Annotated in this window: 3 protein-coding genes and 1 pseudogene; 2 read left to right on the top strand and 2 right to left on the bottom strand. The window is 23.5% G+C overall.

Annotation, left to right across the window (positions count from 1 at the left end):
• Positions 1-248 precede the first annotated feature (248 nt).
• Together BUA62_RS10940 and BUA62_RS10935 are read right to left on the bottom strand one after the other, a co-directional pair.
• Positions 249-872 carry an AAA family ATPase gene (locus BUA62_RS10940; protein WP_268776025.1) on the bottom strand — a complete coding sequence of 208 codons (624 nt, stop codon included), beginning with the start codon at positions 870-872 and terminating at the stop codon, positions 249-251.
• Between the two features lie 230 nt (positions 873-1,102).
• Positions 1,103-4,549, bottom strand: coding sequence for a DEAD/DEAH box helicase (locus BUA62_RS10935; protein WP_072866075.1), 3,447 nt, complete (start codon positions 4,547-4,549; stop codon positions 1,103-1,105).
• Positions 4,550-4,982: 433 nt separating this feature from the next.
• Between BUA62_RS10935 and BUA62_RS10930 the strand changes: the two genes are divergently transcribed.
• Both BUA62_RS10930 and BUA62_RS10925 read left to right on the top strand, forming a co-directional pair.
• Complete coding sequence (locus BUA62_RS10930) at positions 4,983-5,885, top strand: MBL fold metallo-hydrolase (RefSeq protein WP_072866074.1); 903 nt, start codon at positions 4,983-4,985, stop codon at positions 5,883-5,885.
• A 261-nt stretch (positions 5,886-6,146) separates the two neighbouring features.
• A pseudogene (locus BUA62_RS10925) lies at positions 6,147-6,395 on the top strand (transposase family protein); the annotation flags it as partial.

Here is a 6,395-nt window from a genome sequence, read left to right as displayed (position 1 = left end):
GGGTAGAGATGATTTACTTACTTCTATTAAATCAACTCGCTCTAATTTTGTTCGGAGATAATATACATACTTACTATTAACTATTTTTATTATTTATTATTTTTTTGAAATTTCAATCTTTCAAATTAGCGAATCTTTTTGATTCGTTCTTTTGGTTTATGCTTTTCATACTACTTTTCAGTTTGATTTCGTCCCTTTTTTCTACTTCTTTGTTTCCCCTCTCTCTAATTTTGCTATTTTTTCCCTGTTTACCTTTGTGTAATCTTTTTTGCTTTGCCGTTACTTTCTTTTTCCTCTATTTTTGAAGATCCTATTGAATAAACAATCATTAAAAAATGATAATCATAATTTGGAATAAATAAACTAATATCTTTAAAAGCAATAGGATTCAACATTAAATTTCCTGTTTTACGTCCATATAATGGGTTATTATAACTCAAAATACCTTCCATAAAACTTATGCTTGATCCGCATAAAATCAGTTTGATTTTGGAAGTTTCAAATTCATCAATCAATAATTGAAGTATTGAAAGCATTTCCTGATTCTTTTCGACCATATACTGAAATTCATCTAAAATTAAAATTAAATTTTCTTTTTTTGAAAATTCAAACAGAATTCTAAATGCATCTTCCCAGTTTTCAAAATTAATTTTGCCAAAATTCAAAAATTCTCCTACTTTCATTGAAAAAATTTTTAACTGTTCTTTTGGAGAAATTTTTCTTGCAGTATAATATAATGCATTTTTGTTTTTTGATACTTCTTTTAATAAAAAACTCTTCCCAATTCTTCTTCGGCCATATAATATAAAAACTTCTTTTTTATTGGAATTCAAAATCTTTTCAAAAAAATCTCTTTCCTCAAATCTATTTATAAAAATAATTTCACCCCCAATTTAAATTATACTAAACTAAATTAGTATAATTTAAATTAGTATAATTTCAATGTAATTATATCACAAAAAAATAATTTCATTATACTATCTACCAAAAATTTTCTTTTTTTATATTTTCTAAATTGAAATATTGATTTTATGACTTTTTTAGGATAATAAAAAAGCCGTATATCCAAATTAGATATACGGTGGTTTCATATATAAAAAAATTATCTTTGCTTATTAAATTTAAATAATTTTTTTAATTCTTCATCAGAAAGTTCTGAAATCCACTTTTCACCCATTTTTAAAATATTCCCACTTAACTTTTCTTTTGCTTTAAGTAATTCATTTATTTTTTCTTCAAAAGTATTTTTTGTAATAAATCTATGAACGATTACATTTTTCTTTTGACCTATTCTATATGCTCTATCAGTTGCTTGATTTTCCACAGCTGGATTCCACCATAAGTCATAGTGTATTACATGTGATGCTGATGTAAGATTTAACCCAGTCCCTCCAGCTTTTAGAGATATTATCATTACAGGAAATTCATGTGAATTTTGAAATTTTAAAATATTATCTTCCCTCATTTTTCTGTTTAATCCTCCATGGAAAAATAAAGGAGATATTTTTAGATTATTTTTTATAATTTTTTCCAAGATCTTACCCATTTCTTTATATTGCGTAAATATTATAGCCTTTTCATTATTTTCGAGAATTTCATTCAATAAATCTATTAATTTCTTTGATTTTCCAGATAGCTCATAATCAAAATTATTATCTTTTAAATAATTTGAAGGATGATTACATATCTGTTTTAATGAAGTTATTAATTTAAATATTATTCCTTCACGTTTAATTCCATCAGTTTCATTTATACTATCAATTATTTTTACAGCTTCATTATATAATGTTGTTTGATATTTTGTAAGATAAACATACTGATCAAAAATTATTTTTTCTGGCAAATCTTTAATAATATTTTTATCCGTTTTAAGTCGTCTTAATAAAAATGGATTAATAATAGACTTGAGAGATTCCATCTTATATTCGTTATTATACTTTTCTATAGGAATAGCATATTCATCAACAAATTTGGAAATATTTCCTAAATATCCTGGCATTAAAAAATCAAAGATACTCCACAAATCAATTAGTTTATTTTCTATAGGGGTACCCGTTAAAGCTATTCTTCTTTCTGCTCTTAATAATTTAACAGCTTTAGATTGTTTTGATAAATAATTTTTAATATTTTGTGCTTCATCTAAAATAATATAGGACCATTCTTTATTTTTTATTTTTTCCAAATCGCGTCTAATTACTCCATAAGAAGTTATTAATACATCAGATTTTTCATCTAATTCTCTATCGCTACCATGATAAATGTTGTATTTTAATGATGGTGAGAATTTTTCTATTTCATTAGCCCAATTGCCTATTAATGTTGTTGGACATATTACAAGAGCTGGTTTAGTTAACTCTTTATTTTCTTTATCTTTTAATAATACAGAAATAACCTGTATAGTTTTTCCAAGTCCCATATCATCAGCTAAACAAACTCCAAACCCTTTTTCTGTATGCGCTTTTAACCATCTATATCCCTTTTTTTGATAATTTCTCAAAGTAGCCTTTAGCGTTTTTGGGGTTTTTATATTTTTTATATTTTTTATTTCTGATATTATATTTTTAACTTTTTCATCTAAAAAAACCTGTACATTATTAATTTCACCAGAAAGTAATATTTTTAAACCTTCAAAATTGGATTTGATTTTAGGAGTTTCTTCAATTTTTTTTAATATATTAAGCACTTTTTCAGGATTTAAATTTATATATTTGTCTTTAAATTTTATGATCCCGTTGGCTTTTCCAGATAATTTTTTGAATTCTTCTAGTGTTAAAAAATCATCTCCTATGGCTATTTTCCAATCAAATTTTAAAAGATCTTTCAAACTTAAAAAACTTATAATATTTTTTTTACTTTTTACAACAATTGCTGGTTTAACATCAATAATTTTTTTCATTTCTTTGGGTAGTAAAAGCTCAATACCAAATGTTTTTAAAATAGATTTTGTTTCAAAAAGAAGTTGACTTAATTCTTCAGATGTGATAATAATATCGTTATTTTTTACCAATAATTTTGTAGTTTCGGACAAATTAGAAATAAACCCAAGTTGTTTAAAAATCTCTTCTTTTTCTATACTATCATCTATTTTATTTAAAAATGTTGATAATTTTATAGGTTCTTCTAATAAATCTTTATTATTTTTTATTAGAAGGGATAATGAATATCTATTTTCAATAAACGGTGAAATTTTTATAACTAGCGAATAATTTATGTTTTTAAAAAAGAAAGGACTGAAATAATTTTTTAAATATGTGTATATTTGTTTTTCTTTAAAGTTTGTAGAGGTATATATGTTATCTGAAATGAATAATGTTAGAATTTTATTTTTTAAATAATCATTATTACTAAAAAAAGCTCTTTTTGTTATCTCTTTAATAAAGAGTGAAATTATATATATTACAGCCTCTTTCTTTTTTACTACAAAATTTTTATTTTTATGAAGAATTAGATTATTTGGAATAATTAATTCCAGAAATTCAATGTAATTTTTAACTGATTCGTTTGATAACAAAGGTAAATACTTTATATAAAATTTTTCTTTATCTACTTGTTCAGGAAAAGGAGCATAACTGTTATATAAAACTAAGTTATATACAAAGCTTAACGTTTTTTTAAAAAAAACAGAATATTCATTATCAGTATTTTTTATTAATAACGGAATTTTTTCAAAATATGAAAAAAAATCTTCAAATGTAATATTTTCTTTTTTTGATATTGGATTAAAGCCTGTTATCTTTATTTTGGGATTTATAACGTCATAAAAAAACTCGAATTTACTTTCCTTGAAGTATGGATTAATTTCTTCAGATAATTTAATATTTTCAATATAAATAGAATTCTTCAAATAAATTTTATTTAATAATGATTTTACGTTTTTTCCAATGGATAAATTACTTTCTGGTAAATAATCAATTATATTAACTTTTTGATTAAAAAAAACAGATGGTTCTATTACTTTTGATATATCAATATTATCTTTTTGGATGGGTTCGAAAATATTTTTTTCTTTTGTTTTTTTTGATTGGATTTTAGCTAATTTTAATAATTTTTCTTTTTTTAATCCATGCATTTCAAATATCAAAAATGGATCTTTATCTAATTCATCAGCTATAATATAATAAACAGCTGCAAGATGTTTACAGGGATTTGCCCAGTCTGGACAGGAACAATAAGCATTTATTTCTTCCCATGAAGACGGAAATAAATTTATTCCTTCATTTTTCAATACATCATAAAGTTCTTCGGGTAATTTTCCAGACATTAATTGACCAGAAACATATGGAGTTTCTAGTAAAATATTAGCTATTATATTTATTTCTTCATCTGTAAATTTATACAATGAGATTTTTTCTTTATATGGTACAGATCTTGTTCCTTGAACCTTAGCAACAATATCAAATTTTCTATTTATTTTAATTTCAAGAACAGCTCCTTTATTTGCATACCGTTTTCCCCTAGGCAATCTGTTTGTATTAAAATCTATTTTTTCCATAGCCTCTATCCACTTTTTACCCCACCATGTTTTACCATATATAATTCTTCTTCCCATCATATCACCCAATTTGCTTTATTAAAATAATTTATATAAAATTTTTATGCTTATTACACTTCGTTTTTTATACCTAATCAAATAATTTCATTTTTAAACCTTCTAAAACCATATATACAGAAGTTCAAGCATTTGAGCATACACTTCTTCTATAGGTTCATATATATTAATTTTAATAATATCATCTTTAAATATTTTCAGTTATTTAAAGTTTGTTATCTTTATTCTTTCATATATCATTTATTATAACATAATAAATGATATATGAAAACTTAATCTCATACAAATGATAATATGGTACAATTAGTATATAATCAATCATTTAGCCAATTTTACAATATTAATATTAAAAAGAAGTTTTGAATAATTTGAATCTAATATTTTTACATATATGATAGTATTAAATATTTATTTTTTATGAAAGGGGTATATTATGAAATTACATAAAATTACTGAGAATGTGTTATATATTGAAGATACTACCAATATTGGAATTATAAAAATCAATGAATCTAATGACGTATTAATTGTAGATAGTGGAAGTGATAATTCAAAAGGAAGAAGAATAATAAAAATATTAAAAGATAATGGTTATAAAATAAAATATATAATAAATACACATATGCATGCTGACCATATTGGAGGTAATCATTTTATTCAAAAACATATACCAGAGGTTAGAATTTTTGCTTTAAGAGAAGAATTAAGTATGTTGGAAGCACCATTGTATTTACCATATTTTATTTATTCCGGTGCGTATCCTCTTAAAGATTTAAGGAATAAATTCCTACTTGCTAAACCATCTAAAGTTACAAATATTATAGAAAAAGAAGATACATCTATATTTATTGAAGAAAACAGAATAGATTTAATTTCATTAGATGGGCATACAGAATTCCAAAAAGGAATTTTGTATGAAAATATTCTTTTTTGTGGAGATGCTTTAATTTCGGAAGAATTATTAGAAAAACATAAAATTCCTGTAAACGTAAATATAAAAAATGCTAAAGAAACGCTTTTAAATTTAGAAGAAACGAATTTTAATTTTTATCTTCCATCTCATGGATCTTTATTAAATAATATAAAATACTTGGCCAAATTAAATTATAAAAGAATAGTAGAAATTGAAGAAAAAATATTAGGTTTTTTAGATTCGGAAAAAACAACTGAAAAAATAGTTTCTTATTTACTTTATTCTTACGGATTAAATATAACTAATGCAACTTTATATTATTTATATAATACAACAATAATGGGATTCTTAAGTTATTTGCGTGATGAAAAAAAGATTGAGCCTATAATAAAAAATAATTCAATTTTCTGGAAACTAAAATAAATCTGGTCTTTTAAGACCAGATTTACTCGTTTTCAAAGTCTTCTATCATATAGTAAACATTCTCTATTCGAATATAAATTTTCCCACTTCTAGCGGCATAATACGAAACATTATTTTTATCTGCAAAAAAAACGATATCTTCGGATAAATCATTTAATTTTCTTAATTTTTCTAAATTTAAGGTTCTCTTCTAAAAACAGTGGGTAAAAAAAGAAAAAATATGATATTATAGGAATGAAAGAAAAAAGGAGGAGGACCAAAATGATAAATGAATTGCCAAGATTTTTTGAAAAAATACTAAATATAAATGAACCATGGAGAATAGAAAAAATAGAACAAGATGGGAATAAAGTAAACATATATGTAAATTTCAAAAGAGGAGCGAAATTTGAAATAAACGGGAAGAGATATGGAGCCTACGATACAGTCAAAAAGACATGGAGACATTTAAATTTATTTCAATATGAAACATATATACATGCGAGAGTACCAAGGATAAAAACAGAAGAT

The organism is Marinitoga hydrogenitolerans DSM 16785 (assembly GCF_900129175.1).
GTDB classification, from domain to species: Bacteria; Thermotogota; Thermotogae; order Petrotogales; family Petrotogaceae; genus Marinitoga; species Marinitoga hydrogenitolerans.
Note: the sequence above shows the minus strand (reverse complement) of the source record. Positions and strands in the feature narration are given on the sequence as shown.

Coding starts and splice junctions, on each gene's coding strand:
- BUA62_RS10935 (WP_072866075.1), bottom strand. CDS start 4,549: ATGGGAAGAAGAATTATATATGGTAAAACATGGTGGGGTAAAAAGTGG.
- BUA62_RS10930 (WP_072866074.1), top strand. CDS start 4,983: ATGAAATTACATAAAATTACTGAGAATGTGTTATATATTGAAGATACT.